The organism is Streptomyces sp. NPDC058796 (assembly GCF_042745235.1).
Lineage (GTDB): Bacteria > Actinomycetota > Actinomycetes > Streptomycetales > Streptomycetaceae > Streptomyces.
The window spans coordinates 173,428-199,501 of record NZ_JBHYOP010000009.1; the positions used below are offsets into that span (position 1 = coordinate 173,428).

The 26,074-nt window shown below is 72.9% G+C and carries 29 protein-coding genes; 14 read left to right on the forward strand and 15 right to left on the reverse strand.

Features of this window, described 5'->3' with window-relative positions:
- Positions 1-87: 87 nt before the first annotated feature.
- Positions 88-747: a DUF4232 domain-containing protein gene (locus ACFW47_RS23335; RefSeq protein ID WP_386277544.1), complete on the forward strand. Its 660-nt coding sequence runs from the start codon at positions 88-90 to the stop codon at positions 745-747.
- Positions 748-781: 34 nt separating this feature from the next.
- Here ACFW47_RS23335 and ACFW47_RS23340 read toward each other — a convergent pair whose 3' ends face one another.
- The 4 genes from ACFW47_RS23340 to ACFW47_RS23355 form a co-directional block, all read right to left on the reverse strand.
- Positions 782-1,750: an aldo/keto reductase gene (locus tag ACFW47_RS23340; RefSeq protein ID WP_386277546.1), complete on the reverse strand. Its 969-nt coding sequence runs from the start codon at positions 1,748-1,750 to the stop codon at positions 782-784.
- Between the two features lie 78 nt (positions 1,751-1,828).
- A complete protein-coding gene (locus ACFW47_RS23345; RefSeq protein ID WP_386278579.1) occupies positions 1,829-2,398 on the reverse strand; it encodes a flavoprotein in 570 nt (189 codons plus the stop codon).
- Positions 2,399-2,465: 67 nt separating this feature from the next.
- Positions 2,466-2,666: a ferredoxin gene (locus ACFW47_RS23350; RefSeq protein WP_386277548.1), complete on the reverse strand. Its 201-nt coding sequence runs from the start codon at positions 2,664-2,666 to the stop codon at positions 2,466-2,468.
- 14 nt (positions 2,667-2,680) lie between these two features.
- Positions 2,681-3,901 (reverse strand): cytochrome P450, encoded by a 1,221-nt coding sequence (locus tag ACFW47_RS23355; RefSeq protein WP_386277550.1) that lies wholly within the window; start codon positions 3,899-3,901, stop codon positions 2,681-2,683.
- A 349-nt stretch (positions 3,902-4,250) separates the two neighbouring features.
- Between ACFW47_RS23355 and ACFW47_RS23360 the strand changes: the two genes are divergently transcribed.
- Positions 4,251-4,700, forward strand: coding sequence for a nitroreductase family deazaflavin-dependent oxidoreductase (locus tag ACFW47_RS23360; protein ID WP_386277552.1), 450 nt, complete (start codon positions 4,251-4,253; stop codon positions 4,698-4,700).
- A 64-nt stretch (positions 4,701-4,764) separates the two neighbouring features.
- Here the strand turns inward: ACFW47_RS23360 and ACFW47_RS23365 are convergent, their stop codons facing one another.
- On the reverse strand, positions 4,765-5,685 hold the full coding sequence (locus ACFW47_RS23365) for a cation diffusion facilitator family transporter (protein ID WP_386278581.1): 921 nt from the start codon (positions 5,683-5,685) through the stop codon (positions 4,765-4,767).
- Positions 5,686-5,891: 206 nt separating this feature from the next.
- Between ACFW47_RS23365 and ACFW47_RS23370 the strand changes: the two genes are divergently transcribed.
- Both ACFW47_RS23370 and ACFW47_RS23375 read left to right on the forward strand, forming a co-directional pair.
- Positions 5,892-6,917 (forward strand): glutathione S-transferase family protein, encoded by a 1,026-nt coding sequence (locus tag ACFW47_RS23370; protein ID WP_386277554.1) that lies wholly within the window; start codon positions 5,892-5,894, stop codon positions 6,915-6,917.
- Positions 6,918-6,956: 39 nt separating this feature from the next.
- On the forward strand, positions 6,957-7,289 hold the full coding sequence (locus tag ACFW47_RS23375; protein WP_382714266.1) for a DUF4235 domain-containing protein: 333 nt from the start codon (positions 6,957-6,959) through the stop codon (positions 7,287-7,289).
- A 48-nt stretch (positions 7,290-7,337) separates the two neighbouring features.
- On the opposite strand, the gene ACFW47_RS23380 is transcribed toward ACFW47_RS23375, so the two are convergent.
- Positions 7,338-7,730, reverse strand: a complete 393-nt coding sequence (locus ACFW47_RS23380) for a VOC family protein (protein WP_386277557.1) — start codon at positions 7,728-7,730, stop codon at positions 7,338-7,340.
- Between the two features lie 78 nt (positions 7,731-7,808).
- Positions 7,809-8,273 carry a pyridoxamine 5'-phosphate oxidase family protein gene (locus tag ACFW47_RS23385; protein WP_386277559.1) on the reverse strand — a complete coding sequence of 155 codons (465 nt, stop codon included), beginning with the start codon at positions 8,271-8,273 and terminating at the stop codon, positions 7,809-7,811.
- 238 nt (positions 8,274-8,511) lie between these two features.
- Here ACFW47_RS23385 and ACFW47_RS23390 point away from each other — a divergent pair, with 238 nt between their 5' ends.
- A complete protein-coding gene (locus ACFW47_RS23390) occupies positions 8,512-9,543 on the forward strand; it encodes a 7-epi-alpha-eudesmol synthase (protein WP_386277561.1) in 1,032 nt (343 codons plus the stop codon).
- 73 nt (positions 9,544-9,616) lie between these two features.
- On the opposite strand, the gene ACFW47_RS23395 is transcribed toward ACFW47_RS23390, so the two are convergent.
- The 5 genes from ACFW47_RS23395 to ACFW47_RS23415 are packed head-to-tail and all read right to left on the reverse strand — an operon-like array spanning position 9,617 to position 14,024.
- A complete protein-coding gene (locus ACFW47_RS23395) occupies positions 9,617-10,864 on the reverse strand; it encodes a cytochrome P450 (RefSeq protein WP_386277564.1) in 1,248 nt (415 codons plus the stop codon).
- Positions 10,861-11,472 (reverse strand): ATP/GTP-binding protein, encoded by a 612-nt coding sequence (locus tag ACFW47_RS23400; protein ID WP_386277566.1) that lies wholly within the window; start codon positions 11,470-11,472, stop codon positions 10,861-10,863. Before ACFW47_RS23400 ends, ACFW47_RS23395 begins: the two co-directional genes overlap by 4 nt.
- Entirely contained in the window at positions 11,453-11,824 is a 372-nt protein-coding gene (locus tag ACFW47_RS23405; RefSeq protein ID WP_073728636.1) for a DUF742 domain-containing protein, read from the reverse strand. Before ACFW47_RS23405 ends, ACFW47_RS23400 begins: the two co-directional genes overlap by 20 nt.
- Positions 11,821-12,231 (reverse strand): roadblock/LC7 domain-containing protein, encoded by a 411-nt coding sequence (locus tag ACFW47_RS23410; RefSeq protein WP_019327713.1) that lies wholly within the window; start codon positions 12,229-12,231, stop codon positions 11,821-11,823. The genes ACFW47_RS23405 and ACFW47_RS23410 overlap by 4 nt, the downstream gene beginning before the upstream one ends.
- A gap of 5 nt (positions 12,232-12,236) precedes the next feature.
- Positions 12,237-14,024 (reverse strand): ATP-binding protein, encoded by a 1,788-nt coding sequence (locus tag ACFW47_RS23415; protein WP_386277570.1) that lies wholly within the window; start codon positions 14,022-14,024, stop codon positions 12,237-12,239.
- Between the two features lie 445 nt (positions 14,025-14,469).
- Here ACFW47_RS23415 and ACFW47_RS23420 point away from each other — a divergent pair, with 445 nt between their 5' ends.
- Entirely contained in the window at positions 14,470-15,411 is a 942-nt protein-coding gene (locus ACFW47_RS23420) for an NADP-dependent oxidoreductase (RefSeq protein WP_386277572.1), read from the forward strand.
- 129 nt (positions 15,412-15,540) lie between these two features.
- Complete coding sequence (locus ACFW47_RS23425) at positions 15,541-15,927, forward strand: anti-sigma factor antagonist (protein WP_386277574.1); 387 nt, start codon at positions 15,541-15,543, stop codon at positions 15,925-15,927.
- Here the strand turns inward: ACFW47_RS23425 and ACFW47_RS23430 are convergent.
- The gene (locus ACFW47_RS23430) at positions 15,893-16,846 is read right to left on the reverse strand and encodes a ribose-phosphate diphosphokinase (RefSeq protein ID WP_386306914.1); all 954 of its coding nucleotides are present in this window, start codon (positions 16,844-16,846) and stop codon (positions 15,893-15,895) included. The two genes, ACFW47_RS23425 and ACFW47_RS23430, sit on opposite strands and share 35 nt — an antisense overlap.
- 191 nt (positions 16,847-17,037) lie before the next feature.
- On the opposite strand from ACFW47_RS23430, the gene otr(A) reads away from it, so the two are divergent.
- From otr(A) to ACFW47_RS23450, 4 genes are all read left to right on the forward strand, one after another.
- Positions 17,038-18,924, forward strand: coding sequence for a tetracycline resistance ribosomal protection protein Otr(A) (gene otr(A), locus ACFW47_RS23435; protein ID WP_386277578.1), 1,887 nt, complete (start codon positions 17,038-17,040; stop codon positions 18,922-18,924).
- A 100-nt stretch (positions 18,925-19,024) separates the two neighbouring features.
- On the forward strand, positions 19,025-19,687 hold the full coding sequence (locus tag ACFW47_RS23440) for a DUF4230 domain-containing protein (protein WP_386306915.1): 663 nt from the start codon (positions 19,025-19,027) through the stop codon (positions 19,685-19,687).
- A gap of 85 nt (positions 19,688-19,772) precedes the next feature.
- On the forward strand, positions 19,773-20,315 hold the full coding sequence (locus ACFW47_RS23445) for a VanZ family protein (protein WP_386277582.1): 543 nt from the start codon (positions 19,773-19,775) through the stop codon (positions 20,313-20,315).
- Between the two features lie 133 nt (positions 20,316-20,448).
- Positions 20,449-21,690, forward strand: a complete 1,242-nt coding sequence (locus ACFW47_RS23450) for a ricin-type beta-trefoil lectin domain protein (RefSeq protein WP_386277584.1) — start codon at positions 20,449-20,451, stop codon at positions 21,688-21,690.
- Positions 21,691-21,700: 10 nt separating this feature from the next.
- On the opposite strand, the gene ACFW47_RS23455 is transcribed toward ACFW47_RS23450, so the two are convergent.
- Together ACFW47_RS23455 and ACFW47_RS23460 are read right to left on the reverse strand one after the other, a co-directional pair.
- Complete coding sequence (locus ACFW47_RS23455; protein WP_073728622.1) at positions 21,701-21,937, reverse strand: hypothetical protein; 237 nt, start codon at positions 21,935-21,937, stop codon at positions 21,701-21,703.
- A gap of 37 nt (positions 21,938-21,974) precedes the next feature.
- On the reverse strand, positions 21,975-22,784 hold the full coding sequence (locus ACFW47_RS23460; RefSeq protein WP_386277587.1) for an SDR family oxidoreductase: 810 nt from the start codon (positions 22,782-22,784) through the stop codon (positions 21,975-21,977).
- Between the two features lie 174 nt (positions 22,785-22,958).
- On the opposite strand from ACFW47_RS23460, the gene ACFW47_RS23465 reads away from it, so the two are divergent.
- From ACFW47_RS23465 to ACFW47_RS23475, 3 genes are all read left to right on the forward strand, one after another.
- Positions 22,959-23,990, forward strand: a complete 1,032-nt coding sequence (locus ACFW47_RS23465; RefSeq protein ID WP_386307079.1) for a PHP domain-containing protein — start codon at positions 22,959-22,961, stop codon at positions 23,988-23,990.
- 45 nt (positions 23,991-24,035) lie between these two features.
- The gene (locus tag ACFW47_RS23470; RefSeq protein WP_386277589.1) at positions 24,036-24,692 is read left to right on the forward strand and encodes an HAD family hydrolase; all 657 of its coding nucleotides are present in this window, start codon (positions 24,036-24,038) and stop codon (positions 24,690-24,692) included.
- A 61-nt stretch (positions 24,693-24,753) separates the two neighbouring features.
- Entirely contained in the window at positions 24,754-25,947 is a 1,194-nt protein-coding gene (locus ACFW47_RS23475) for an aromatic acid exporter family protein (protein ID WP_386277591.1), read from the forward strand.
- The last annotated feature ends 127 nt before the right edge of the window (positions 25,948-26,074 follow it).

The window sequence follows — 26,074 nt, forward strand, 5'->3', positions numbered from 1 at the left end:
GTGCCACGGGACACTCGAACTCACGGGGCACACCGTGCGCCCGCGCGGCGGCCCCGCTCGAGAGACCGACGGGAGTGTGGAGAAGCGATGGCCAACACGTCACGGCCCCCCGTACGCCGCACCGCCCTGCTGGCGAGCGCGGTCGCGCTCCTCGGCCTGGTGGGCGCCTGCGGAACCGAGAGCGGTACGCCGAGTGCCCCGCAGCCCACCAAGGCGCCCCGCACGACGGGTCCGGGCACCGGCACGGCATCCGGCACCGCCACCGCTCCGGCGGCGACCGCGGCACCCGGCGACACCGCCGGCTCCGCCTCCGCCTCCGCCCGCACCGACGGCCGCTGTCACACCTCCGAACTGCGCGCCGCGGTAGGCCGCGTGGACCCGGGAGCCGGTCAGCGGAACTTCCCGATCGTGCTGACCAACACCTCCGAGAGCACCTGCACCCTGTACGGCTATCCGGGCGCCGCCTTCGTCGACGCCTCCGGCAAGCAGCTGGGCCCGGACCCGGAACGCGCACCCGCCTCCCCGGAGACGGTCACGCTGGCGCCGGGGAAGAGCGCATGGGCGGGCCTGTCGTTCTCCAGCCCGCAGATCAGCGGTGCCCGCACCGCCACACCGGCGGCGCTTCTGGTGACGCCGCCGGACGAGCACGACCCGGTCAGGGTGAAGTGGACGGCCGGTGAGGTCCCGGTGGGCGGCGACGAGTCGTCCGTGAAGGTCACCGCCCTCGAACCCGGCACGGGCCCCTGAGGCGTGAGGGGACAGACCCACAAACCGGCCGGGATCAGTGCCCGGCGATCGGGTGCGGCGCGTACGGCCGCTCCAGCTCCTCGATCTCCTTCTCGGTGAGCGCCAGTTCCACCGCCGCCACGGCGTCCTCGAGGTGTCCCGGCTTCGACGCCCCGACGATCGGCGCGGTCACCGTGGACCGGTGCAGCAGCCAGGCGAGGGCCACCTGGGCGCGCGGCACGCCGCGGTCGCCGGCGATGCGGGTGACCGCCTCGACGACGGCGCGGTCGCCCTCCTGGTAGAGCGTGCTGCCGAAGTTGTCGGTGGCACTGCGCTCGGTGGCGGTGTCCCAGTCGCGGGTGAGCCGGCCGCGGGCGAGCGGGCTCCAGGGCAGCACACCGACGCCCTGGTCGGCGCAGAGCGGCAGCATCTCGCGCTCCTCCTCGCGGTAGAGGAGGTTGTAGTGGTTCTGCATGGAGACGAACTTGGTCCAGCCGTGGCGCTCGGCGGTGTACTGCATCTTGGAGAACTGCCAGGCGTACATCGAACTCGCGCCGAGGTAACGGACCTTGCCGGCCTTGACCAGGTCGTGCAGCGTCTCCATCGTCTCCTCGACGGGCGTGTGCGGGTCGAAGCGGTGGATCTGGTAGAGGTCGACGTAGTCGGTGCCGAGGCGCGCGAGGCTGTGGTCGATCTCCGCCATGATGGCCTTGCGGGACAGTCCGGCGCCGTTGGGGCCGGGCCGCATCCGGCCGTTGACCTTGGTCGCCAGCACGATGTCGTCCCGGCGGGCGAAGTCGCGCAGCGCCTTGCCGACGATCTCCTCGCTGGTGCCGTCGGAGTAGACGTTGGCCGTGTCGAAGAAGGTGATGCCCGCCTCCAGCGCCTGCCGGATGAGCGGGCGCGAGGCCTCCTCGTCGAGGGTCCACTCGTGCGTGCCCCGGTCGGGAACGCCGTACGTCATGCAGCCCAGGCAGATCCGCGACACGTCCAGGCCCGTCGAACCGAGCTTCACGTACTGCATCGTTGCTGCTCCTGTCTTCGGGATCATCAGTACCAGGGGCGAGCGTACGTCTTCGTGCGGGCTCGAAGCGGGGGCGGGTCAGACCCGTTCGAGCAGGTCCAGCGCCCGCTCCCAGGCGAATTCGGACCGGCCGCCGTCCTCGCCCTCCCCCGTGTACGGGTCGCCGAAGCGCACGCCCGTCCCGCGCAGCCGGGTCAGGCTCTCCCGGTACGCGGGGTGGGAGGCCAGCGCGTCGGCGACGCACGGCAGGACGGCGACGGGGACGCCGAGGCCGCACGCCTCGCACAGGGTGGCCAGGGCGAGGTTGTCGGCGAGCCCGGCGGCCCATTTGTTGACCGTGTTGAAGGTGGCGGGCGCGACCACCACGGCGTCCGGTGCCGGGAAGGGGCGCGGCTCGCCGGGACGGCGCCAGGCCGACCGGATGGGCCGACCGGTCTGCGCCTCGACGGCGGCGGTGTCGAAGAAGCCGTTCAGGGCGACCGGCGTCGCGAAGACGCCGACCTCCCAGTCGCGCTGGTGCGCGGCGGTGATCAGCTCACCGACCCCGGAGGCCACTCCGGCGGCGCAGACGACGAGGTACAGGAAGGGCTTCTGGGGCTCTCCTGGCCCCTCGCCTCCCCTGTTCGTCGCCGGCTCGTCGACTTCCACGGTGTTCCGGGTCCGCTCGCTCACCCGAAGACCCTACTGAACGGGCGGGGAGGGGCGAGGCCCGGTCTCAGCCCACCCGCTCCGACACGGTGATCGCGCCGACCGGGCACGCCCGGGCCGCCTCCCGTACCAGGGCGCTGCCGCCGCCGTCCTCCGCCGCGGGCCGCACCGTGCTGTACCCGTCGTCGTCCTGGGCGAACACCTCCGGGGCGGTCAGGGCACACTGGCCCGCGCCGATGCAGGTGTCCTTGTCGATGGTGATGTCCATGTCCGCGAGCCCTCCTACCAGGCCACGGGGAGTTCGAGCATCCCCTGGATCGTGTCGCCGGGTTTGAAGGGGATCTCCTCCGGTGGGGCGGCCAGGCGCAGTGTGGGCAGCCGGTCGAAGAGGGTGCGCAGGGCGATCTCCAGTTCGGCGCGGGCGAGGTTCTGGCCGAGGCACTGGTGGATGCCGAAGCCGAAGGCCACGTGGTGCCGGGCCGGACGCTTCCAGTCGAGGGCGTCCGGGTCGGGGTAGACGGTCTCGTCGCGGTTGATGACCGAGGTGGAGAAGACGACCCCGTCCCCGGCCCGGATGGTGGTGCCGTCCACGTCGATGTCCTCCGTGGCCAGACGCAGCAGCCCGTCCGCGATCGACAGCACGCGCATCAGTTCCTCGACCGCGCCGGGAAGAAGTGCCGGGTCCGCGCGCAGCTCGGCCAGGCGCCCGGGATGCCCGAGGAGGGTGTAGGTGCCCAGCGAGATCATGTTGGCGGTCGTCTCGTGGCCGGCGACCAGCAGGATGACCGCGAAGGCGATGAGCTGCTCGCGGTCGAACTTCCCTTCGGCCATCTGTGTGCGGACCAGGTCGTCCAGCAGGCCCTCACCGGGCGAGTACCGCTTGTGGTCGATCAGCTCGCCCAGGTAGGCCTCCAGTCGGTCGCGGGCGTCCTGGACGTCGGCGGGCCCGGGGCCGCGCAGCAGGCGGCGGGACTGCTCCTCGAAGAAGTCGTGGTCGGCGTAGGGGACTCCGAGCAGCGCGCAGATCACCATCGAGGGCACGGGCAGGGCGAAGGCCGACACGAGTTCGGCGGGCGGTCCCTGCGCGATCATCGCGTCGAGCCGTTCGTCGACGATCCGCTGGATGCGCGGGCGCAGGGCGGTGGCGCGCTTGAGGGTGAACTCGGGCAGCACCATCTTGCGCTGGGTGCGGTGCTCCGGGTCGTCGACGCCCAGGAGGGCGGTCCGGCGCGGGCGTACGGCGGCGAGGCGGGCAGAGGTGGCGGGGAAGCCGTCGCGGGTGCGGTCGGTGGACAGCCGCGGGTCGGCCAGCAGCCGGCGGGCGGCGGTGTGTCCGGTCACCAGCCAGGCCGGGCGGCCGTCGAAGAGGGTGATCCGGGCCAGCGGCCGGGTGGCGCGCAGCGGGTCGTAGGCGGCGGGCGGGTGATAGGGGCAGGTCCGGTCCTGGGGGAAGGAGACGGGTCGCGTCGCGTTCCCGGCCGTCGTCGTGTCGGTGTCCGTCATGGAAGACCTCGCAGACGAAGTGTGCGTCGTGCCGATCTTCATTAGATGCCCCGGGCACCTATGTGACGACGTCAAGTTCGGCCAGACCGGTGGTGGCGACGGACTGGCCGGACATCGCCGTAGTGCCGCGGCACGGTGAACACCTGTGCCCCCGCGGGGCCGTCCGCGTACGGCGGACGTGGCGGGAAAGGGCCGCCCGCCCGCCGTCGCGGTGCGCCGGATTCCGTCACGGCGACGGCGCGCCGGGGCGTGGGACCGGGCGCGGCGGCGGGTATGGATGGATCGGGCACCGGCCGGTGTTGAACCACGGTGCCGGTCAGCCGTACGACGTGACGATGGGACGGATGCCATGCCTCTGGACGGCGAGTACGAACCCAGCCCGACGCAGTGGGTGCGCGAACAGGTCGAGCTCTACGAGAGCTCGGGCGGTACGAAGGGCACGACCCTGCTGGACACGGGCATGCCCGTGATCGTGCTGACCACCCGGGGAGCGCGCAGTGGCAAGATCCGCAAGACGCCGCTGATGCGCGTCGAGCACGAGGGCCGGTACGCGGTGGTCGCGTCCCTGGGCGGGGCGCCCAAGCACCCCGTGTGGTACCACAACGTCAAGGCCGACCCCCGTGTGGAGCTCCAGGACGGGCCGGTGAAACAGGACATGACGGCCCGTGAGGTCACGGGCGCGGAGAAGGCCGCGTGGTGGGAACGCGCCGTCGCGGCGTATCCCCCGTACGCGGACTACCAGAAGAAGACGGACCGGGAGATCCCGGTCTTCGTGCTGGAACCGGCCGACGGGAGCTGACCTGGGCGGACGCGTGTTTTCCGGTTCGGTGCGCATGAACCGGCGCCGGCCGGGCACACGTGGGTCAGGCCCCGCCGCGTTCCCCCGTCGCGGCGGGGCTTTCCGCTGCCTCACGCGCCCGCCGGTCGGTGACGTCGAGGAAGATCTGCTCCGCCTCGGGAACGGTGTGGGCGATCGACCGCTTGATGCGCACGGCGACCTCCTCCACCCGCTCGCTGTCCAGGCCCGGCATCAGATCGACGCGGGCGGCCACCAGGGTGGAGTCGAGTCCCGTCTTCATGGTGAACAGCGCCTCGACGCTGTCGATCTCCGGCTGTGCCCGCAGCAGCGAGCGGATCCGGCCGCTGGCCTCCGGGTCGGCGGCCTCGCCGATCAGCTGGTCGCGTGCCTCGCGGCCCAGCCGGTAGGCCACGTACACGAGCAGCGCGCCGATGGCGAGCGAGGCGCAGGCCTCCCACACGACCTGGCCGGTGACCATGTGCAGGATCATGCCGGTCATGGCGAGGGTCACCCCGAGTACCGCCGTGCCGTCCTCGGCGACGACCGTGCGCAGCGCCGGGTCGCGCAGACCGGCGGCGACCCCGCCCTGGCGCCGCACCTGGTACAGGGCGCGCAGCAGGGAGGCGCCCTCGGCGAGCAGGGCGACCGCGAGCACGATCAGACCGGCCACGTAGCCGCTGAGCTCCTCCTGCCCTCCGGTGCGCAGGGCCTCCACCCCCTGGTAGAAGGAGAAGCAGCCGCCCATGACGAAGATGCCGACGGCGGCGAGCAGCGACCAGAAGAACCGTTCCTTCCCGTATCCGAAGGGGTGCCGCCGGTCGGCGGGCCGGCGGCTGCGGCGCAGCGCGGCGAGGAGGAAGACCTCGTTCGTGCTGTCCGCGACCGAGTGCGCCGCCTCCGACAGCAGGGCGGGTGATCCCGCGAGGAAGCCCCCCACCGCCTTGGCCGCGGCGATCACCAGGTTGGCGGCCAGGGCCACCAGCACGGTGACGCGCGTCCTGCGGTCGGTCTTCTGCTCCGGCGTCCGTTTCGAGGTCGTCCCACTCACTGTCCCACTCACGAGGGGCAGACTGCCCCCGCCCGCGTGGCTCACACCCGCCTTGCGGGTGGCCCGCCGGGGCCCACCAGTGCCGACGGCCGAAAACGGGGAACGCGTCCACCAGAGCACACGGACGACCGGAGGGCAGGGGCATGAGCGGTGACGGCGGGACGCCCGGCAACAGCGGCTACGGCAGGAAGGCGTTCAAGCGGTCCAGGAGCCACTTCGCGGACCGGATCACCGCGGACGGACGGGACGGCTGGCCGGTGGCGCCGGGCCGCTACCGGCTGGTGGTGAGCCGGGCCTGTCCGTGGGCGAGCCGGGCGCTGGTCTCGCGGCGGCTCCTCGGCCTGGAGGACGCCCTGTCCCTCGCGGTCGCCGACCCGGTCCAGGACGACCGCAGCTGGCGGTTCACGCTGGACCCGGACGGCCGCGACCCGGTCCTCGGCATCCGCTACCTCAGCGAGGCCTACGACCGGCGGGAGACCGGCTACCCGGGCGGGGTGAGCGTGCCGGCGATCGTGGACGTGCCCAGTGGGAAGCTCGTCACCAACGACTTCCAGCAGATCACCCTGGACCTGGCCACCGAGTGGACGTCCCTGCACCGGCCGGGCGCGCCCGACCTGTATCCCGAGGCGCTGCGCGACGAGATCGACGAGATCATGGCGGGCGTGTACGAGGACGTCAACAACGGGGTCTACCGGGCCGGCTTCGCCACCGGCCAGGAGGAGTACGAGGAGGCGTGTGCGGGCGTGTTCCGGCGCCTGGAGCAGCTGGTGCCGCGTCTGGAACGGCAGCGCTACCTGGTCGGTGACACGATCACCGAGGCCGACATCCGGCTGTTCACCACGCTGGTCCGCTTCGACGCCGTGTACCACGGCCACTTCAAGTGCAACCGCTGGAAGCTGGCCGAGAACGCGGTGCTGTGGGGGTACGTCCGCGACCTGTTCCAGACGCCGGGTTTCGGCGACACCGTCGACTTCGACCACATCAAGCGTCACTACTACCAGGTGCACACCGGCATCAACCCGACCGCCATCGTGCCCCTCGGCCCGGATCTCTCCGGCTGGCTCACGCCCCATCACCGGCAGGAACTGGGCGGCCGGCCGTTCGGCGACGGGACGCCGCCGGAGCCGGTCCGCGCCGAGGAGGCGGTTCCCGTGCGGGGCAGGCCCTGACCGCAGCAGCAGCACGACCGACCGGGCCGCAGGCCACCGATGTCACTGACCGAACGCGAGGAGATCCACGTGGGCAGGAAGAAGAAGAAGTCGATGCCGCTCGCCTACAAGCCCGTCGGCTTCGTGCTGGGCTGGGCGGGCGGTGCGCTGGCCGGCATGGCCTTCCAGAAGACCTGGAAGGTGCTCCGGCACGAGGACGACGCGCCCGACGCGCTGGACCCGGACCGCGGCTGGGGGGAGATCCTGCTGGCCGCCGCGATCCAGGGGGCCATCTTCGCGGCGGTGCGCAGTGCCGTGGACCGCACGGGCGCCAAGGCCATCGAGCGCTCGACCGGCGTCTGGCCGGTCGGCGACAAGGGCGGCCGGGACTGACCTGAACGGGGGCCGGCCCCCGGCCGACGGCGCCCGGCAGGGCAGCGGCTAGCCCTGCTTGGGCGCCGTCGACGCGGTACGACGCAAGGTGAACGAGTGGCCCGAGGGGTCGGAGTAGCCGCGCTCCTCGTGCACGCCGAGCGCGTCCTTCGCCTCCACCGGGCGCCCGCCCAGTTCGACGACACCGCGTTCCGCCTCGTCCAGATCGTCCACCCAGAAGTCCAGGTGGGCCTGGAGGGAGTTCTCGGGACGGGGCCAGCTCGGCGGGGTGGCGTTGACGTCACGCCGGAAGGCCATGCGGAAGCCGTCGGCCGACCTGATCTCGATCCGGTTGGCGGTCGCCTCGGTCTCTTCCGCGCCCAGCAGCTCCTTGTAGAACGCGGCGAGTTTCTCGGGCTCGGCGCAGTCGAGCACCACGACGCCCGCGTTGACCAGTGCCATGTCTCCTCCGAAGGATTCCGGGCGCGGAGCGGTCGTGCCCCGCGTCCCGTACCTTGCGGATATCCCGGTCCGGCCGGATCAGTCGGCCGGCAGCCACCGGCCCTCGCGCATCAGGTCGCGTCCCTCCAACTCGTCGGCCTCGCGCCAGGCCTGGACGCGCTGCGGGCGGACGCGGAAGTACAGGTACGGCGTAGTAAGCGAGCGCGGGTCGAAGCCGGTCTTGGCGGCGAACAACTCGGCGTCCTGCTCGGGCAGTTCCCCGGGGGTCACGGTCTCGACGGTGCCTTCGACCATCACCACGTCACGGGTCGGCCCGATGCCGACCCGGGCCCGTCCGCTCACGGCCAGGTTACGGCCGGTGGGGCTGGCGGCGGGAGTCGAGAAGAGCAGGCAGGAGCCGTTCCAGAGGAAGGACAGGGGGACGAGGTACGGCATGCCCGAGGCACCGTCGGCCGTGGCCACCCAGGCGTCCACGTCGTGGTCCAGACGGTGCAGGGTGTCGTGCCGGCGCTGCTCGGCACTGCGGGCCGGTGGCTTGGTCATCTGCGGGGCCTCCTGATGCGGCGTCGTGATCGGCCGACCCCGATCGTGCCACGGCTCCCGGGCAGTAACGAAGATCACGACCGGGCGTCGTGTAGATCATTTGGGGCCCGGGCAGCCTCGTACCGCTTGTCGGTTCAACTTTCGATCCGGGAAGCCCAGTTCGAGTGTGCGGGTGGTCCGGTGGCCGTCCGCTCGCAGGGCGGGGGGACTCTGCGTTCCGTCTCCCGAAAGGAAGCACATGCCTCAGGACGTCCGGTTCGACCTCCCCTTCGACACCCCGGTCAGCCCGCACCTGGCCCCGGCCCGCGCCCGTCATCTGCGCTGGGTGCGCGAGCGGGGGCTGGTGCGGAGCCGGGCCGGTTTCGAGGAGTACGAGTCCTGGGACCTCGCCGGGGCCGCGGCCCGCACCTACCCGCACGCGTCGGCCGACGACATGGTCGTCCTGATGAACTGGTTCTCCCTGGCCTTCCTCTTCGACGACCAGTTCGACGCCGGCCGCCCCGACCGCGCGGAGCGCATAGCGGAGGTGGCGCGGGAGCTGATCGCCACGCCGCTGCGTCCGGCGGGCACCGCGCCACGCGTGGAATGCCCCATCACCCTGGCCTGGGCGGAGGTCTGGGAGCACCTTTCTCATGGCATGTCCTTGACATGGGAGTCACGGTTCGCCGCGTCCTGGGGCCGGTTCCTGGTGGCGCACTGCGAGGAGGTCGACCTGGCGGCCGGCGGACGGGCCGGCACGCTCGGCCTCGCCGACTACACCGCCTTCCGGCGCCGTACGGTCGGCATCCACCACAGCATCGACGCGGGCGAGCGCAGCCGCGGCTTCGAGGTTCCCGCCGCGGCGATGGCGCACCCGCTGATGGAACGGCTGCGGGACCTGGCCGCGGACACCATCGGGTTCATGAACGACATCCACTCCTTCGAGCGGGAGCGCCGCCGCGGGGACGGCCACAACCTGATCGCCGTCCTGCACCGGGAGCGGGACTGCTCCTGGCGGGAGGCGGCCGACGAGGCGTACCGCATGACGACCGCCCGCCTCGCCGAGTACGTGGCCCTGGAGGCCCGCGTGCCGGGGATGTGCGACGAGCTGGGTCTGGACGCCGGGGAACGGGCCCGGGTGGCGATGGGCGTGGAGGCCATCCAGCACTGGATCAACGGCAACTACGAGTGGGCGCTGACCTCCGGCCGGTACGCGGCGGCCAAGGAGGGGCCGGTGGCCACGGCCGAACTGGCCGGACGGGGCTCGGTGGACGACCTGCTGACGGTGTGAGACGGGCGCGCCGCCCGGCCGGAACCCCCCGGCCGGGCGGTGGTGTCCCACGGCGGCCCGGCCGGAGGAGCGGTCAGACGGCGAACTCGACCGGCAGGCTGTCCAGCCGCGACTCCCAGGTGGAGGCGGTGGAGGTGAGCTCGGCCGGAGGCACGGCCAGGCGCAGTCCGGGAAGGCGGTGGAGCAGGACGCCGACGGCCGTCTCGATGATGGCCTGGCCGATGTTCTGCCCCGGGCACTCGTGGGGGCCCGCGCTGAAGGCGAGGTGCGAGGCGTTGCCCCGGACCGAGACGGCGGTGTCGGGACGTATCCCTGGGTCGTGGTTGCCGGCCGCGAGGCCCAGTATCAGCAGGTCGCCCTCCTTGACCGGGCAGCCGCCGAGTTCCAGGTCCGCGGTGGCGAACCGGCCGGGCAGCACGGCGAGCGGCGGGGAGTTCCACATCACCTCCTCCACCACCGAGGACATCTCCAGCTCTCCGCTCACCAGGCCGGACAGCCAGGTGGTGTCGCTGAGGACGAGCTGGAGCGCCCGCGCCAGCAGGTTGCTGGTGGTCGTGTGGGCGGTGATCAGTACGAGGCGCAGGTGGTTGACTATCTCGTCCTCGTCCAGACCGGCGTGGTGCTCGATGAGCCCCGAGGCGAAGTCGGACCCCGGTTCGGCGCGCTTGCGCTCGGCGAGCTCGCCGAGGATGCCCATGATGCGCTCGTTGTGCGTGAGGGCGTCAGCTCCGCCCTTGATCACCTGGTTGCTGGACTCGGCGAGGCTGCGGCCCTCCCGCTCGGCGAGCCCGAAGACGCGGGTGAGGACCAGCATCGGCAGGTACTCGGCGAAGTCGGCCACCAGGTCGGCCCGGCCCGCGTCGGCGAACGCGTCGATCTGCTTGTGGGCGAAGTGCGTGGCGTGACGGCGGATGCCGCGGCCGGCGACGGCGTGGAGGTTGTCGGTGACGGCCGCGCGCAGCCTGCGGTGCGGTTCGCCGTCCTGGGAGACGCAGTCGGGGCGCCAGCCGACCATCTGCATCAGCGGTGAGGTGGCCTCGACGCGGCCGTCCCGGAGATCCCGCCAGATGCGTGAGTCGCGGCTGAACTGGAGGGGGTTGTCCAGCACCCGCCGGTTCTCCCGGTAGCCGAGCACCAGCCAGGCGGGGACGTCGCCCTCCAGCAGCACCGGTGCGACGGAGCCGTACTCCCCGCGCAGACGCGCGTAGATCTCGTGCGGGGCGGTCGCCGCCTCGGGGCCGTAGAGCCGGGTGACGCCCGCGCCGTGGGCGACGGGGCAGCCGCCGCCGGTGGCGCCGGGCGCGGTCTGGTCGTCGGTCATCGGGGCTCCAGGGCTGCGGCCGAGCGGTCCATCAGGTGCCGGACCAGGGTGACAAGCACGTCGCGGCTGGCGGTGCGGTCGCGGGCGTCGAAGGCCACGACAGGGGTGTGCGGGGGGATGTCGAGGGCGTCGCGGATCTCGTCGACCGGATGGTGGCGGGAATCGGGGAAGACGTTGAGGGCGATGACGAAGGGGACCTTCTGCCGCTCCATCTCCTCGATCGCCCGGAAACTGGAGGCCAGCCGCCGGGTGTCCACCAGGACCACCGCCCCGAGCGCGCCCTTGAACAGGCCGTTCCACAGGAACCAGAACCGTTCCTGGCCCGGGGTGCCGAACAGGTAGAGCATCAGCGTGTCGTTAAGGCCGATCTTGCCGAAGTCCAGGCTGACGGTGGTCCGCGTCTTGTCGGCGACGCCGATGAGGCGGTCGACGTCGGCGCTGGCCTGGGTGAGGGTCTCCTCCGTCGTCAGCGGCTTGATGTCGCTGACGGAGCGGACCATGGTGGTCTTGCCCGTGCCGAAGCCGCCGGCGATCATCACCTTCACCGAGCGGGTTTCCCCCTCCCCCGGCGTCGGTGACCCCGGTCGGTCAAAGCCTTTCAAGTCCACTGAGTACCTCCTCAAGGAGCGCGAGGTCGGGCCCGCGGCCGGCGTCGTGCGCCGGGATGGGATCACGGGCTTCGACGCGGCCCGCCTGGAGCAGGTCGGACAGCAGCACCGCGAGAATGTTGAACGGCAGGTGGAGGTGGGCGCCGAGTTCGGCCACCGACAGCGGTTCCCGGCAGCGCCGGAGAATCTCCTCGTGCTCGTGCTGCATGCCCGGCAAGGGGGCGGCCCGGGAGACGACGAGGGTCGCCACGTCGAGGGTCGACGCCGAACCGCCCGGCCCGCTGCGCCCGCCGGTGAGGACGTAGTAGCGCTCGAGACCGGACGGATCGGCCGGTCGGCGGGGAGCACTCATCCAGAGTGCTCCTCCTGGCGCGGAGTGGTGCCGAGGAGTTCACCCATCCGGCGGGCCAGGTCGCGCATCTGATGGCCGAGCAGGCCCTGGTCGAGGCCTTCGCGGGCGAGGACGCCGAGATACGTCTCCAGACCCGCGCGGACCACGAAGAGGTGCCCGCCGTCCACCTCGATCATCGCGAGGCGCAGCTGGCCCGCGTGCTGCGGGAACTGCTCGGCGACCGGCTGGGCCAGCGCCTGCAGTCCGGCCACCACGGCGGCGAAACGGTCCACGTCGTCGGGGTCTTCGGCGCCGTAGGACGTGATGGCCTTGCCGTCGCTGGAGGCCACGAGGGCGAAGCGGATCTCCTGGATGGACTCCACAAGGTCGCGGAGCGCCCAGCTCACGTCGGTTCCCTGGTGCGTCATGGGGACTAGTCGCTCTCTTCAGTGCGGTGCTCGGTGGACGCGCCACCGGTGGTCGTGTCACGGGCGTCGGCGGCCCCGGTCGGCGGTGCGGCGCCGGTCGGCGGTCCGGTCCCGGTCGCCGCCCCGGCGTCGCGCCCGGCGGTGGCGAAGGCGGCGAGGCCGGTGAAGGAGGCGTCCGGCGGGACGGCGGACCGCGCGGACACGTCGGACGCGGCGGGGGGAGCCGACACGGCGGGCCGCTCGGGCGGGGCGCCGTACGCGGCGGATCCGGGAGCCTCGGACCGCGGGGGCGTCCGGGTCCCGGCGGAGGGCGGCTCGCCGCGCCTGCTCCGGCGCCGGGGCAGGCCGCCTGGGGTGGTTTCCACGGTGTCGCCTCCTGCGGGAGCAGGGACGCCGGCCGGTCCGGGGGCCGGGGGCGCGGCGGCGGGGGGTGAAGGGACGGCCGTGGCGGCCGCCGGCAGCGGGCTGAAGTACTTGTGGGGTACAACGACAACGACAGACGTACCCAGCCACGGCGAGTCGGCGAAGGTCACCCGGATGCCGTAGCGGCGGGCGAGGGCGCCGACGACCCGCAGGCCGATGTTGGCGTCCTCCGAGATGCCGCCGAGTCCCGGGCCGGGCGAGGTGCCCGCGAGGGCGTGTTCGGCCTCGCGCTTCTTCTCCTCGCTCAGACCCTTGCCGGAGTCCTGGATCTCGATGCCGACGCCGTTCGGCACCTCCTTGCCGGAGACGACCACCGGCTCGGTGGGCGGCGAGTAGCGCGCGGCGTTGTCCAGCAGGTGCGCGAAGATCAGCGTGAGGTGGTCCACCAGACCGCCGTCGACACCGAGTTCGGGCAGATGGTGCAGCTGGACACGGTGGAAGTCCTTGATCCGGCCGATGCCGCCGCGGGCCACGCTCAGCAGCCGCTGGGGCTCCTGCCACTGCCGGCCGGGCCGGTCGGAGCCGCCGAGCACGCCGATGCTGGCGGCGAGGCAGTCCGCGGGGCCGATGGCCTGGTCGAGTTCCATCAGGCCCCGGGCGACGGCCGGCAGCCGCCCGTGCTCGCCCTGCAGCTCATGCAGGCGGCCGCGGAGCTTGCTGGTCAGGACGTGGATGCGGTTGCCGACGCCGATGACCGCCTGCTCGGCGGAGGTGGAGCGGTCGAACTCCGCCTCCACCCCGATCAGCGCGGTCCTGAGGACCTTGCGCAGCTCGGCCTGGAGGTCGGCGCCGACCTTGGCGCACTGCTCGACGGTGGGCAGGATGTCGTCGATGGCGTCGCCGGCCCGCAGTCTGCGCATCGCGCCGGGCAGTTGCTCGTCGGCGAGCCGGGCGACCGCGGCGAGCTGGTGGTCCGTCCGCTCCCGCCAGGCCTCGGTCTGCTCGGCGAGGCGGGTCTCGTACGCGGTGGTCCGCTCGGCCAGCCGCTCCTCGGCGGCGCGGGCGTGTTCCGCCAGTCGCGCCTCGTACGCCTGCGCCTGCTCGGTGAGCCGCGCCTCCAGGGCCGTGCGTTCCACGGCGGTCTTCCGCTCCAGGCCGGCCACGTGCTGCTGCCACTGCTGGGAGTGCTCGGCCTGCGCCGCGCGGTGAGCCTCCTCGGCCCTGCGCAGTCGCGCCCGGGTACGCAGGAGCAGGCGTACGCACAGGGTGCCGGCCGCCGTCGCCGCCGTACCGGCGACGGCGGCGGTTATTCGCTCCGAGCTCATGAACGTGGCGGCTACCGTCCCGCCTCCCAGGCCCAGTGGCATCAGCCACCAGCTGTACCAGGCGACAGGGGCCCGCGCCGCCGGTGGCGGAGTGGCGAGTTCCATCTGCATCCTTCGAACAAGAACGATCGAACACGGGGGGGGTGTGCAAGGGGGACCGCACTCATGAGTACGCACCGCGAGCCGACCCGTCGCGATCGCGTCAACTCGCAGCGCCGGAAGGGAGCTTATCGGTTGTGAAGCTGAAAAGATCAATTCCACGGCCCGGCGGAAGTGAGGATTCCGTCACGCTCCGCCAGGGGTCGCCAGGTCGGCGAATCCCATCGTCCCGCAGGCCAGTTGGGCACCGGAACCAGGGCGGTCGACCGGTTGGCCGCGAGCAGCCCCGGGGCGGCGCGGCGGGGGCGCGGCGGCTGCCGGAGTGTGCAGTCGCCGACGACCGGGTGACGCCCGCTCGCCTCCGGGTGCCCTCCGCTTCGGGGAATGACAGGATCTCGTCGGAGGTTGCAGTCCGTGCCGTTGGAGCCCCTCTCCCCTTGCGAGGTTCTTGATGAACACCATGCGCGCCGTCAGCCAGGACGTCCTCGGCGGTCCGGAGGTCCTGAAGGAGGTGCGGCGTGACCGCCCCGAGCCCCGTCCGAACGAGGTGCTGGTGCGGGTGCGGGCCGCCGGGGTCAACCCGACCGACTGGAAGCACCGGGCGAACGGCGGCTTCCTCGGCGAGCCCCCGTTCGTCCTGGGCTGGGACGTCTCAGGCGTGGTGGAGGCGGTCGGGATCGGGGTCGCCGCCTTCCGGCCGGGTGACGAGGTCTTCGGGATGCTGTCCTACCCCTTCGGACACGGCTCCCACGCGGAGTACGTCACCGCTCCCGCGCGCACCTTCACGCACAAGCCGGCCGGGATCGACCACGTGCAGGCCGGTGCCCTGCCGCTGGTCTCGCTGACGGCGTGGCAGGCCCTGGTGGAGCGGGCCGACGTGCGGCCGGGACAGCGGGTGCTGGTCCACGCGGCGGCCGGAGGCGTGGGCCATGTGGCCGTACAGATCGCCAAGGCCCGCGGCGCCCACGTGATCGGCACCGCCAGCGCCGCCAAGCACGAGTTCCTGCGCTCCCTGGGCGTGGACGAGCCGCTGGACTACCGGGAGACGGACTTCGCCGAGGCCGTGAAGGACGTCGACGTGGTCCTGGACACCATCGGCGGCGACACGTCCCTGCGGTCGCTGCGCGTGCTGCGCCCGGGCGGAGTGGTGGTGTCGATCCTGCCGGTCGGGTCGGACGAGTTCTACGAGGAGGCCGAGCGGCTGGGTGTGCGCGCGGTGCGGATGCTGGTCGACGCCGACCGGGCCGACATGCGGGAGATCGCCGGCCTGGTGGAGTCGGGGAAGCTGCGGGCGACGGTCCAGCGGACGTTCCCGCTCGCCGACGCGGCCGAGGCGCACGCGCTGGGCGAGACGGGCCGCACGACGGGCAAGCTCGTGCTCGTCATGGACTGACCGACTGCTGGCCCCGGTGTGAGATTTCGATGACATATGTCAATCGAACATGCTCAGATTCGCTCGATCGGGGTAACTTCCCAAGCGGAACAGACGGTTGTGACCCGTAAGGCTGGAGGCGAGGTCGTCGTGCGGCAGGAACCCGCGTCGCCCACCCGGCACCTGCGTGTGCGCCACGAGCGGGGGCACACGGTGCTGGAGTTCCGGGGGGAGATCGACATCGCGTCGGCCTCGGAGATGGCCCCCCTCCTGGACCGGGAGACGGACCGCCCCGGTGCCCGGGTGGTGCTCGACCTCGGCGGCATCGAGTTCTTCGACTGCTCCGGGCTGCGGCTGCTGTACCGGGCCCGGCACCGGGTGCTCGACGGGGGCGGGGAGGTGCACCTGGTGTGCGCCCACCCGCTGACCCTGCGCATGCTGCGGATCACCGGCCTGGCGGGGGTGCTGCCGCCGCGGCCGACCCTGGAGGAGGTGTTCGGCGTCAGCCGGCCTGCGGGGCGTCGAACAGGGCACTGACCGACTCCCCGTTGTGGATGCGGCGCACGGCCTCGGCCAGCGCCGGGGCGATGGACAGCACGCGCAGCTTGTCCGTGTGACCGTCCACCGGCACCGGGACGGTGTTGGTGCACACGATCTCCAGCACGTCCGGCTGCTCGCTGAGCCGCCCCAGCGCACCGGCCGCGAACAGCCCGTGCGTGCAGGCGAGGCGGACGGTGCGCGGCCCCGCCTCCCGCAGCCGGTCGAGCAGCTCCAGCACCGTGCTGCCCTTCGCGATCTCGTCGTCGAGCACGATGACGTCCCGCCCGGCGACGTCCCCGATCACGGCGCTGATGCTCACCCGGTCGTCGGCGAACCGCTGCTTGGCACCGGCCGCGACCTGGGCGCCGAGCATCCGGGCGAACGCCGCGGCCTCCTTGGCGTTGCCCAGGTCCGGCGAGACGACCGTCGTACGGGAGAGGTCGTACCGCCGGAAGTGCGCGGCCAGCTCCCGCAGGGCGTGCAGGTGGTCGACCGGGACCGTGAAGAATCCGTGGACCTGCGGCGCGTGCAGGGTCATGGCGAGCACCCGGCTCGCGCCCGCCGCCACCAGCAGGTCCGCGACCAGACGCCCGCCGAGCGAGATGCGCGGCGCGTCCTTCTTGTCGGAGCGGGCGTAGGAGTAGTGCGGCATGACGACGGTGATGCGGCTGGCCGACGCCCCGCGGGCCGCGTCGCACATCATCAGCAGCTCGACCAGGTGCTCCTGGACCGGCTTGACCAGCGGCTGGATCAGGAAGACGTCCCGCTCCCGGCAGTTGGCCCGCAGCTGCACCTCCAGGCAGTCGTTGGCGAACCGGCTGACCCGGGTGGGGCTGAGGGGCACGCCCAGGTGCGCGCAGACCTCCTCGGCCAGCTCGGGGTGGGCGCTACCGCTGAACACGGCGATGTCTCGCACGGACCGCTCCTCGCGTGATCCTGTCCGGCCGGGGGCCTCAGCTTACGGAAATCCGGTTGCGGAGAACCCGGGGCATGACGCCATGATGGCGCCGTCCGTGTTCCCCCAGGTCAGGATCCCTCGCATGCGCCGACTCCTCGGAAACCCCCAGTGCCCCTTCCGGCCCACGGTTCTCGAGGACTCCACCCCGCATGCAGACCCCGCACGCCCCGCGCACCCTGAACATCGGCATCCTGGCCCACGTCGACGCCGGTAAGACCAGCCTCACCGAACGGCTGCTGTTCGACCACGGCGCCGTCGACCGGCTCGGCAGCGTCGACACCGGCGACACCCGTACGGACGACGGCGCGATCGAACGGCGCCGCGGCATCACCATCCGCTCCGCCGTCGCCTCCTTCACCGTCGGCGACACCCAGGTCAACCTGATCGACACCCCCGGGCACTCCGACTTCGTCGCCGAGGTCGAGCGCGCCCTGGAGGTCCTCGACGGCGCGGTGCTGCTCCTGTCCGCCGTGGAGGGCGTACAGGCGCGGACCCGGGTGCTGATGCGCACCCTGCGCCGGCTCCGGCTGCCCACCCTGGTCTTCGTCAACAAGATCGACCGGGCCGGCGCACGCACCGACGGCCTGCTCATCGACGTCCGGCGCCTGCTGACCCCGCATGTGGCGCCGCTGACGGAGGTGACGGACGCCGGCACCACGCGGGCGCGGGTCGCGCGGCGCCCCCTGGACGAGCGGACCGCCGAGGCGCTGGCCGAGGTCGACCCGGGCATCCTGGCCGCACTCGTGGACGGTCCCGCGCCAACCGCCGGGGACCTGGCCGCCGCACTGGCCGCCCGCACCGCCGACGGGTCCTTCCACCCGCTCCACCACGGCTCCGCGCTCGGCGGTCAGGGCGTCGCCGAACTGGTCGAGGACCTGGTCCGGCTGGTCCCGGCCGCCCAGCCCGCGACGGAGGACACCACGACACCCCGTGGCACGGTGTTCGCCGTGCGCCCCGGTCCCGGCGGCGAACGGACGGCGTATCTGCGGCTGTACGACGGTGAGGTGCGCCCGCGGCAGCGGCTGACGTTCCTGCGGCGCGAGTCGGACGGCCGGACCACCGAGGTCCCCGGCCGGGTCACGCGCCTGGACGTGGTCGGCGGGGCCGGCACGCTCACCGCCGGGAACATCGCGGCCCTCGGCGTCCCCGGCGGACTGCGCGTCGGCGACCGGCTCGGCGGCCTCACCGACCGCGCCCCGCAGTTCGCCCCGCCGACCCTGCAGACCCTGGTCCGGGCCCGGCACCCCGGGCAGGCGGCGCCACTGCGCTCGGCCCTGCTCGCGCTGGCCGACCAGGACCCGCTGCTGCACGCCCGCCCCGAGGCGTCCGGCGCCACCGCGCTCCTGCTGTACGGCGAGGTCCAGATGGAGGTGCTCGCGGCGACGCTGGCCGAGGACTTCGGCATCGAGGCCGAGTTCGCGCCGGGCCGCGTCCGGTTCCTGGAGCGCCCGGTGGGCACGGGTGAGGCGGTGGAGGAGATGCCGTGGCTCGACCACACCCGCTACTGGGCGACGATCGGGCTGCGGGTCGAGCCCGGGCCGCGCGGCTCGGGCGGGGTGTTCGCCTACGAGACGGAACTGGGCGCGCTCCCCCGCGCCTTCCACCAGGCCATCGAGGAGACGGTCCACACCACCCTGCTGACCGGGTTGTCCGGTGCCGCGGTCACGGACTACCGGGTCACCCTGACCCGGTCCGGTTTCAGCTCCCCGGTCAGCACCGCCGCCCACTTCCGCGGGCTCACCCCGATCGTGCTGCGCCGTGCCCTGCGGCGGGCGGGGACGCGGCTGTACGAGCCGTACCACTCCTTCGAGGCGGAGGTGCCGGGGGACGCGCTGGCGCCGGTGACGGCCCAGCTCGCCGCGCTGGGCGCGGACTTCACCGGCACGACCGGCGGCGACCCGGCCTGGCTGATCACCGGCGAGCTGCCGGCGCGGCGGGTGCGGGAGGCGGAGCTGCGGCTGCCGGGGCTGACCCGCGGGGAGGCGGTCTGGTCGTCCCGCCCGTCCGCGGACCGTCCGCTGAAGCCGCCCCACTGAGCCGCCGAACGCTCCCCGCCTGCCCCCCGCTGAGCGCCAACCGCCTGGCCTGGCAAGGGAGATGGGGGGCATGCGGACAGCAGGAAGGAGGGCCGTCTCCATGACGACACCCGACAGGAAGCTCCCCGGGCGGATGCCCGGCTGGGCGAAGGTGCTGACCGCGTTCCTGCTGGTCCTCGTGGTGCTGTTCGCGGGATTCCGGCTGAGCCTCGTACCGGGGTTCAAGGACGTGTTCGGCAGCGAGACCCACGACCGCTCGGGCCCCGCGCTGCTGGAGTCCGTCCAGGACATCAGCCGTTACGAGGCGGCCTCCGGCAACTTCCAGGTCGTCGTGGACCTGGAGAAGGACGCGAAGTTCCTGCCCGACGCCATCCGGGGCACCCGCACCCTGTACGTCGGCGCGGGCACGGTCGACGCCTACGTCGACCTCGGGAAGGTCGGCGAGGACGACGTGACGGTCGACGGCGACCGCACCTCGGCCACGCTCCGGCTGCCGCACGCCGCACTCGGCGAGCCGGCCCTCGACCCCGAACGCTCCTACGCCGTGTCCAAGCAGCGTGGGCTCCTCGACCGCCTCGGCGACCTGTTCTCGGACAACCCGAACGGTGAGCGGGCCGTGCAGCGGCTCGCGGCCCGGCACATCGCCGACGCCGCGAAGGACAGCGAGCTGAAGGCGCGCGCGGAGAGCAACACCACGGCGATGCTCAAGGGCCTGCTGCACTCACTCGGCTTCGAGAAGGTGCGGGTGACCTACGGGTCATGACGGGCGGGAGCCTCTTCCCGCATCCTCCCCGTGTCCGCGGGTAACCGCTCCACCACGCGGGGAAGCCGACGACTGGAGGACCGAAATGGCTCGTGCCGCCTCAGGGCCGCGTTCGTTGCTGCGTCCCCGCGCCGCCAAGACCGAGGACGACGCCGACCGGCGCGAACGGCGTCCGCTCGCCCTTCCGTTGCGCCTGCTGGCGACGGCGTGCGCGTTCGTCTTCATGGTGGCGTTCGCGGTGGTGCTGGCGCGGTTGACGCTGCACCCCTCCCCCGCCTCGGAGGCGCTGACCCACACCAACATGCGTCCCGGCAGCTCGCTGCGGGCCTATCTGGACCAGCCGGCGCTGCGGGACGCCGTGAAGCAGATCGGCGGCAACCTGCTGCTGGGCGTTCCCTTCGGCGTGCTGGTGCCGCTGGTCGCCCCGCGCACCAGGGGGCTGCTGAGGGTGCTGCTGCTGACGGCCGTGGTGATGCTGCTGGTGGAGTTCGCCCAGGGCGCCCTGGTCACCGGGCGGGCCTTCGACATCGACGACGTCATCCTCAACACCACGGGCGCGCTGGCGGGTTACCTGCTCCTGGGCCGGCGGATGAGCCGTGCGGTGCACGCGCGCCGGCCCCGCGGCTGAGCGAGGGAAGGTGGTCCGTACCAAGGTATTGACCACCCCCTTACCTCACCCCTTAAATCAAGAGGCGTCACCCTTACCCCCCACCTCGGTCGGCGCTCCCGTCCCCGGGACGCCGTACGGAAGGGAGAGCGCCGTGGCCCGTCCACGCCTGCTCCGCAGATGCCTCCTCGCCGCCGCCCTCTCCGCCGGGCTGGCCGCGTCCCTCGTCACCGGGCCGGCCCAGGCGGAACCCGATGCCGGCGGTGCCCCCACGGCCGCCGCCGTGACCTTCTCGGACACCTTCGACGGGCCGGCCGGAGCGGCCGTCGACTCCTCGAAGTGGCAGATCGAGACCGGTGACAACGTCAACAACCACGAGCGGCAGTACTACACCTCCGGCAACAAGAACGCGGCGCTGGACGGCCGGGGGCACCTGGTCATCACGGCGCGCAAGGAGAACCCGGCGAACTACCAGTGCTGGTACGGCACCTGTCAGTACACCTCCGCCCGGCTCAACACCTCGGGCAGGTTCACCGCGCAGTACGGACACGTCGAGGCCCGGATGAAGGTGCCGCGCGGGCAGGGCATGTGGCCCGCTTTCTGGATGCTCGGCACCCCGGTGAACTGGCCGGACTCCGGCGAGATCGACATCATGGAGAACGTCGGCTTCGAGCCCTCCACCGTGCACGGCACGATCCACGGCCCCGGCTACTCGGGCGCTGGCGGCATCGGCGCCGGCTACACCCTGCCGGGCGGCCAGGCCTTCGCGGACGACTTCCACACCTTCGCCGTCGACTGGGCGCCCGACTCGATCACCTGGTCGGTGGACGGCAACGTCTACCAGCGCCGCACCCCCGCCGACCTGGGCGGGAAGCAGTGGGTGTTCAACAAGCCGTACTTCCTGATCCTCAACCTCGCGGTCGGCGGCTACTGGCCCGGCGACCCGGACGCCTCCACGGTCTTCCCGCAGACGCTGGTGGTAGACCACGTCTCGGTGACGACGAGCGACTCGGGGACGGACGGCGCCATCCGCGGCCTGGCCGGCAAGTGCGTGGACGTCGCCGCGGCGAACTCCGCCAACGGCACCCCCGTACAGCTCTACGACTGCAACGGCACCGCGGCCCAGCGGTGGACGGTGGGCTCCGACGGCACGATCCGGGCACTGGGCAAGTGCCTCGACGTCAGCGGCGGCGGCACGGCGGACGGCACGGCCGTCCAGTTGTGGGACTGCAACGGCAGCGGGGCCCAGCAGTGGGTCGTCACCGCGGCGCGCGACATCGTCAATCCGCAGGCCGATAAGTGCCTGGACGCCACCGGGAACAGCTCGGCCAACGGCACCCGTCTGCAGATCTGGACCTGCACGGGCGGCGCCAACCAGAAGTGGACGGTCGGCTGAGAGGCCGGCCCTAGTGCAGCGTCCAGGTGAACTTGTCGCCGCCCACCCAGCGGACCACGTCCGGGTCGTCCAGGTCGTGGACCGTGATGCCGAAGGCCGCGGCGGCCTCCAGCACGTCGGTGACGTCCCTGGCCTCACCGACCACCTGGCCGTCGATCTCCACGATCCGGAACGGCGGCGTTCCCGGCTGTACGCGAAGCACGAGGATCCGCGGACTGCCGATGTGCGGGCTCCTGATTTCGGTCATGCATCGAGGGTAGGCCGCAACCCGCGGTGGCGCGGGCTCACGGACGTCGCCAGTCGTCGCCGCTCAGATGGGACCCGGCCATCGGGCCCATCCGGAGCATGCCGCCGTCCACGCTCCAGGACGCGCCCGTGACGTACGAGGCGTCGGGGCCGGCGAGGAAGGCGATCACCGCGGCCACCTCGCGGGCGTCGCCGGGCCGGCCCAGGGGCACACCGGGGCGGCGCTCGGTGTGCGGGTCGGTGTCCTCCTGACCGGTCATGGGCGTGGCGATCTCACCGGGGGCGACCGCGTTGACGGTGATGCCGTGCTCGGCCAGCTCGATCGCCATGACCTGGGTGAGCAGGCCGAGTCCGCCCTTGGCCGCGCAGTACGGGGCCGCGCCCACCCGGGGCTGGTGCTCGTGGACGGAGGTCACGTTGACGATCCGGCCGCCCCCGCCCTGCTCGATCATGCGCCGGGCCGCCTTCTGGCCACACAGGAAGGGACCGGCGAGGTCCACGTCCAAGACGTGCCGCAGCTCGTCCAGGCCGAGGTCGAGGAAGGGCGTGGCGGTGCCCGTGCCGGCGTTGTTGACCAGGACGTCGACGCGGCCGAGCCGGTCGCACAGCCCGTCGACGGTCTCGGCCGCCCCGGGCAACCGGGTCAGATCCACCCGTGCCGTCTCCGCCCGGCGGCCCAGGGCCCGGACCTCTTCGGCGGTCCGTTCGGCGCCCTCCTCGTCGGTGTGCCAGGTGATGCCGACGTCCATCCCCGCCTCGGCCAGCCGTACGGCGGTGGCGCGGCCGATGCCGGAGTCGGATCCGGTGATGACGGCCACCTTGGCGGCGGACGGGCTGGGGCTGGGCATGACGGCCTCCTCGTGGGCGCTCCTCGGCTTCTCGTCCCGGCACCGCGGCCCCGCGGGGCCCGCGGTGCGCGGGGCGTCGCAGTACCCGGGGCGCGGCACGGACAAACCGCCCGGCCCGTGGTGCGGTACCCGGGGCGCTGGGGAACCCTGGACGTGCCGGAAGAGGAGGTGGCGATGGAGCCCGTCGAGGCGCTGGAGCGCATCGCGTTCCTTCTGGAGCGGTCCCAGGCACCGACGTACCGCGTCCGCGCCTTCCGCACCGCGGCCCGGGTGCTCGCCGAGCTGCCCGCGGCCGAGCTGCGCGAACGGGCCGGGTCGCTGGAGTCGCTGAAGGGCGTCGGGCCCAAGACGGCGCAGGTGGCGCGCGAGGCGCTGGCCGGGCAGGTGCCCGGATACCTGGAGAAGCTGGAGGGCGAGGCGGACGCGCCGCTCGCCGAGGGCGGCGAGCGGCTGCGGGAGCTGCTGCTCGGCGACTGTCATCTGCACTCCGACTGGTCCGACGGCGGCAGCCCGATCGAGGAGATGGGGCGGGCCGCGGCGGCGCTCGGGCACGAGTGGGCGGCACTGACCGATCACTCGCCGCGGCTGACGGTGGCGCGCGGTCTGTCGCCCGAGCGGCTGCGCGAGCAGCTGGACGTGGTGGCGGAGCTCAACGAGACCTGGGCGCCGTTCAGGCTGCTGACCGGCATCGAGTGCGACATCCTCGACGACGGCTCGCTGGACCAGGAGCCGGAGCTGCTGGAACGCCTCGACGTCGTCGTGGTCTCGGTCCACTCCAAGCTGCGGATGGACGCCCGCGCGATGACCCGCCGCATGGTGCGGGCCGTGCGCGATCCGCACGCGGACGTCCTGGGGCACTGCACCGGGCGGCTGCTGACCGGGCGGGGGCGGCCGGAATCGGAGTTCGACGCGGACGAGGTGTTCGCCGCCTGCGCCCGGTCCGGCACGGCCGTGGAGATCAACAGCCGGCCCGAGCGGCTCGACCCGCCGCGCCGGCTGCTGCGCCGGGCCGTGGACGCGGGGGTGCTGTTCTCCGTCGACACCGACGCCCACGCGCCCGGCCAGCTGGACTGGCAGATCCACGGGTGCGCGCGGGCCGAGGAGTGCGGGGTGCCACCGGAGCGGGTGGTCACCACGTGGCCGCTCGACGACCTGCTCGCCTGGACCCGCGAGGGCCGTGTCCCGTCCGGAGTGGCGGACCGCTGACGTGGTACCCGGCGGCCGAGCCACGGACCAGGAAGGGAACGGTGCATGGAACGGGCAGCCGTGTTCGACGTCGACGGGACCCTCGTCGACACCAATCACCTGCATGTGACGACCTGGTGGGAGGCGCTGCGGCAGGCGGGCCACCGGGTACCGATGCACGCGGTCCACCGGGCCGTGGGGCTCGCCTCGACGGACCTGATCGGACATCTGCTGGGCGAGGACCGGGACACGGACCAGGACGCCCGGCTCAGCGCCGCCCACAAGGCGTTGTACGGGCAGTACTTCGACCGCCTGCCGGCCCTGCCGGACGCCGGGGAGCTGCTGCGCCGCCTGGCCCACGACGGCTGGAAGGTGGTCCTCGCCACCTCGGCGGGCGGCGCGGAGCTGGGCGCCCTGCGGCGGGCGATCGACGCGGACGACGCCATCGACGCCACCGCGAGCGCGGACGACGTGGCGGCCGGCAAGCCGGCCCCTGAGCCGGTGGAGCACGCCCTGGAGCTGGCCGGGGTACCGGCCGAGCGGGCCGTGTTCGTCGGCGACACCGTCTGGGACATGCGCGCGGGCAGCAGGGCCGGGGTGCGCTGCGTGGGCCTGCTGTGCGGCGGACTGCCCCGTGCCGACCTGGAGGAGGCGGGTGCGGACGCGGTCTACGCCGACCCCGCCGACCTGCTGGCCTCGCTGAAGGAGAGCCCGTTCGCATGAGCCACCGAGTCGTACCCCGCCCCGGGACGCGTCGTCCGGTCGAGCGGATGTCCGGCGCCGCATGACCGCTGTGAAACGTACCGTCCGCGAGACGTTCCGGGGGCGGCGGCCACTGGCAGCGGTGTGGTGGGAGGCCTGTGCCGTCGGGCGGGCGGCCCGGGCCGCCTGGCAGGGGCCCGGCCGGGAACGCGACCTGGTCGTGCAGTCCCTCAAGGCCGCCGGCGCCGCGCTGATCGCCTGGACCGTGTCGGGCGTCTGGCTGGGCGATCCGATGGCGCTGATGGCGCCCTGGGTGGCGCTGGTGCTCGTGCAGGCCACCGTCTACAGCTCGGTGCGGCAGGCCGGGCAGCAGTTCACGGCGATCTGCGCCGGAGCCCTGGTGGCGTCGGGGGCGCAGGCCCTCACGGACGACAACACGGGGGCGCTGGCACTGTCCCTGCCGGTGCTGATGCTGATCGCGAACTGGTCCCGCTTCGGCGGACAGGGCATCTACACGGCCACCACCGCGGTGTTCGTGCTGGCCTCCGGCACGGCCGTCTCGGCGTCGGCGGTCGGGCACCGGGTGGGCCAGGCGGCGCTCGGCGCGGTGATCGGTGTCGCGGTCAACGCGTTCGTCCTGCCGCCGATCCACCTGCGCGACGTACCGGAGAACCTGGCGGGGCTGGCCCGGGAGGCGGGCGACGTACTGCGCACCGTGGCGGACGACCTGCGGGAGTCCGAGTGGGACGCGCAGACCGCGGCCGGCTGGTCGGACGGCGCCGCGCGACTGCAGCGGCGGCTGCGGGCGCTGGAGTCGGCCAGATCCTGGAGCCGGGAGAGCCTGCGCATGACCTCCGGCCCGCTGCGCGCCCTGCGCCGTGCGCCCACCACCGCCCTTCCGCCCGAGGAGGAGGACCAGCGCTGGAGCCGGGTCACCGGGAACATCACGGCACTGACCCGGACGCTGGCCGTGGCCGCCGACGAGAACCGGACGCCGGCCCCGCCCGACGGCCCGGCACTGGACCTGTACGCGCGTCTGCTCGGCCTGATCGGCGACTCCTGCCACGCGGAGGCCGACCGCCTGCTGGGCCAGGCCGCCGACCCGCGCCCCCGGGAGGCGACGGAGGAGACGATGGACGAGCTGCACCGGCGGCTGCAGGAGGGCCTGCAGGAACACGCCGGGCGAGGGGCGGAACGGGCCGCGGTGCTGGGCACACTGCTCCTGCAGGCCGAGAACCTGTGGGCCGAGATCGTCCCCGAACCGCAGTCACGGTGATGCACATCACCTCAAAACGGGACAGACGGCGGAACACCCGCAGGCCCCGCCCCGTTGAAGAAGGCGTGGGTACGGATGGGACAGTGTCCCCGGGCCTCACCTATCGCCCACAGGGACGATCGTTCGG

Coding starts and splice junctions, on each gene's coding strand:
- ACFW47_RS23385 (WP_386277559.1), bottom strand. CDS start 8,273: ATGACCAAGCCACCGGCCCGCAGTGCCGAGCAGCGCCGGCACGACACC.
- ACFW47_RS23445 (WP_386277582.1), top strand. CDS start 19,773: ATGGCTCGTGCCGCCTCAGGGCCGCGTTCGTTGCTGCGTCCCCGCGCC.
- ACFW47_RS23355 (WP_386277550.1), bottom strand. CDS start 3,901: ATGACGGACACCGACACGACGACGGCCGGGAACGCGACGCGACCCGTC.
- ACFW47_RS23440 (WP_386306915.1), top strand. CDS start 19,025: ATGACGACACCCGACAGGAAGCTCCCCGGGCGGATGCCCGGCTGGGCG.
- ACFW47_RS23335 (WP_386277544.1), top strand. CDS start 88: ATGGCCAACACGTCACGGCCCCCCGTACGCCGCACCGCCCTGCTGGCG.
- ACFW47_RS23395 (WP_386277564.1), bottom strand. CDS start 10,864: ATGACCGACGACCAGACCGCGCCCGGCGCCACCGGCGGCGGCTGCCCC.
- ACFW47_RS23415 (WP_386277570.1), bottom strand. CDS start 14,024: ATGGAACTCGCCACTCCGCCACCGGCGGCGCGGGCCCCTGTCGCCTGG.
- ACFW47_RS23405 (WP_073728636.1), bottom strand. CDS start 11,824: ATGAGTGCTCCCCGCCGACCGGCCGATCCGTCCGGTCTCGAGCGCTAC.
- ACFW47_RS23340 (WP_386277546.1), bottom strand. CDS start 1,750: ATGCAGTACGTGAAGCTCGGTTCGACGGGCCTGGACGTGTCGCGGATC.
- ACFW47_RS23455 (WP_073728622.1), bottom strand. CDS start 21,937: ATGACCGAAATCAGGAGCCCGCACATCGGCAGTCCGCGGATCCTCGTG.
- ACFW47_RS23380 (WP_386277557.1), bottom strand. CDS start 7,730: ATGGCACTGGTCAACGCGGGCGTCGTGGTGCTCGACTGCGCCGAGCCC.
- ACFW47_RS23410 (WP_019327713.1), bottom strand. CDS start 12,231: ATGACGCACCAGGGAACCGACGTGAGCTGGGCGCTCCGCGACCTTGTG.
- ACFW47_RS23460 (WP_386277587.1), bottom strand. CDS start 22,784: ATGCCCAGCCCCAGCCCGTCCGCCGCCAAGGTGGCCGTCATCACCGGA.
- ACFW47_RS23350 (WP_386277548.1), bottom strand. CDS start 2,666: ATGGACATCACCATCGACAAGGACACCTGCATCGGCGCGGGCCAGTGT.
- ACFW47_RS23465 (WP_386307079.1), top strand. CDS start 22,959: ATGGAGCCCGTCGAGGCGCTGGAGCGCATCGCGTTCCTTCTGGAGCGG.
- ACFW47_RS23375 (WP_382714266.1), top strand. CDS start 6,957: ATGTCACTGACCGAACGCGAGGAGATCCACGTGGGCAGGAAGAAGAAG.
- ACFW47_RS23360 (WP_386277552.1), top strand. CDS start 4,251: ATGCCTCTGGACGGCGAGTACGAACCCAGCCCGACGCAGTGGGTGCGC.
- ACFW47_RS23420 (WP_386277572.1), top strand. CDS start 14,470: ATGAACACCATGCGCGCCGTCAGCCAGGACGTCCTCGGCGGTCCGGAG.
- ACFW47_RS23475 (WP_386277591.1), top strand. CDS start 24,754: ATGACCGCTGTGAAACGTACCGTCCGCGAGACGTTCCGGGGGCGGCGG.
- ACFW47_RS23470 (WP_386277589.1), top strand. CDS start 24,036: ATGGAACGGGCAGCCGTGTTCGACGTCGACGGGACCCTCGTCGACACC.
- ACFW47_RS23390 (WP_386277561.1), top strand. CDS start 8,512: ATGCCTCAGGACGTCCGGTTCGACCTCCCCTTCGACACCCCGGTCAGC.
- ACFW47_RS23370 (WP_386277554.1), top strand. CDS start 5,892: ATGAGCGGTGACGGCGGGACGCCCGGCAACAGCGGCTACGGCAGGAAG.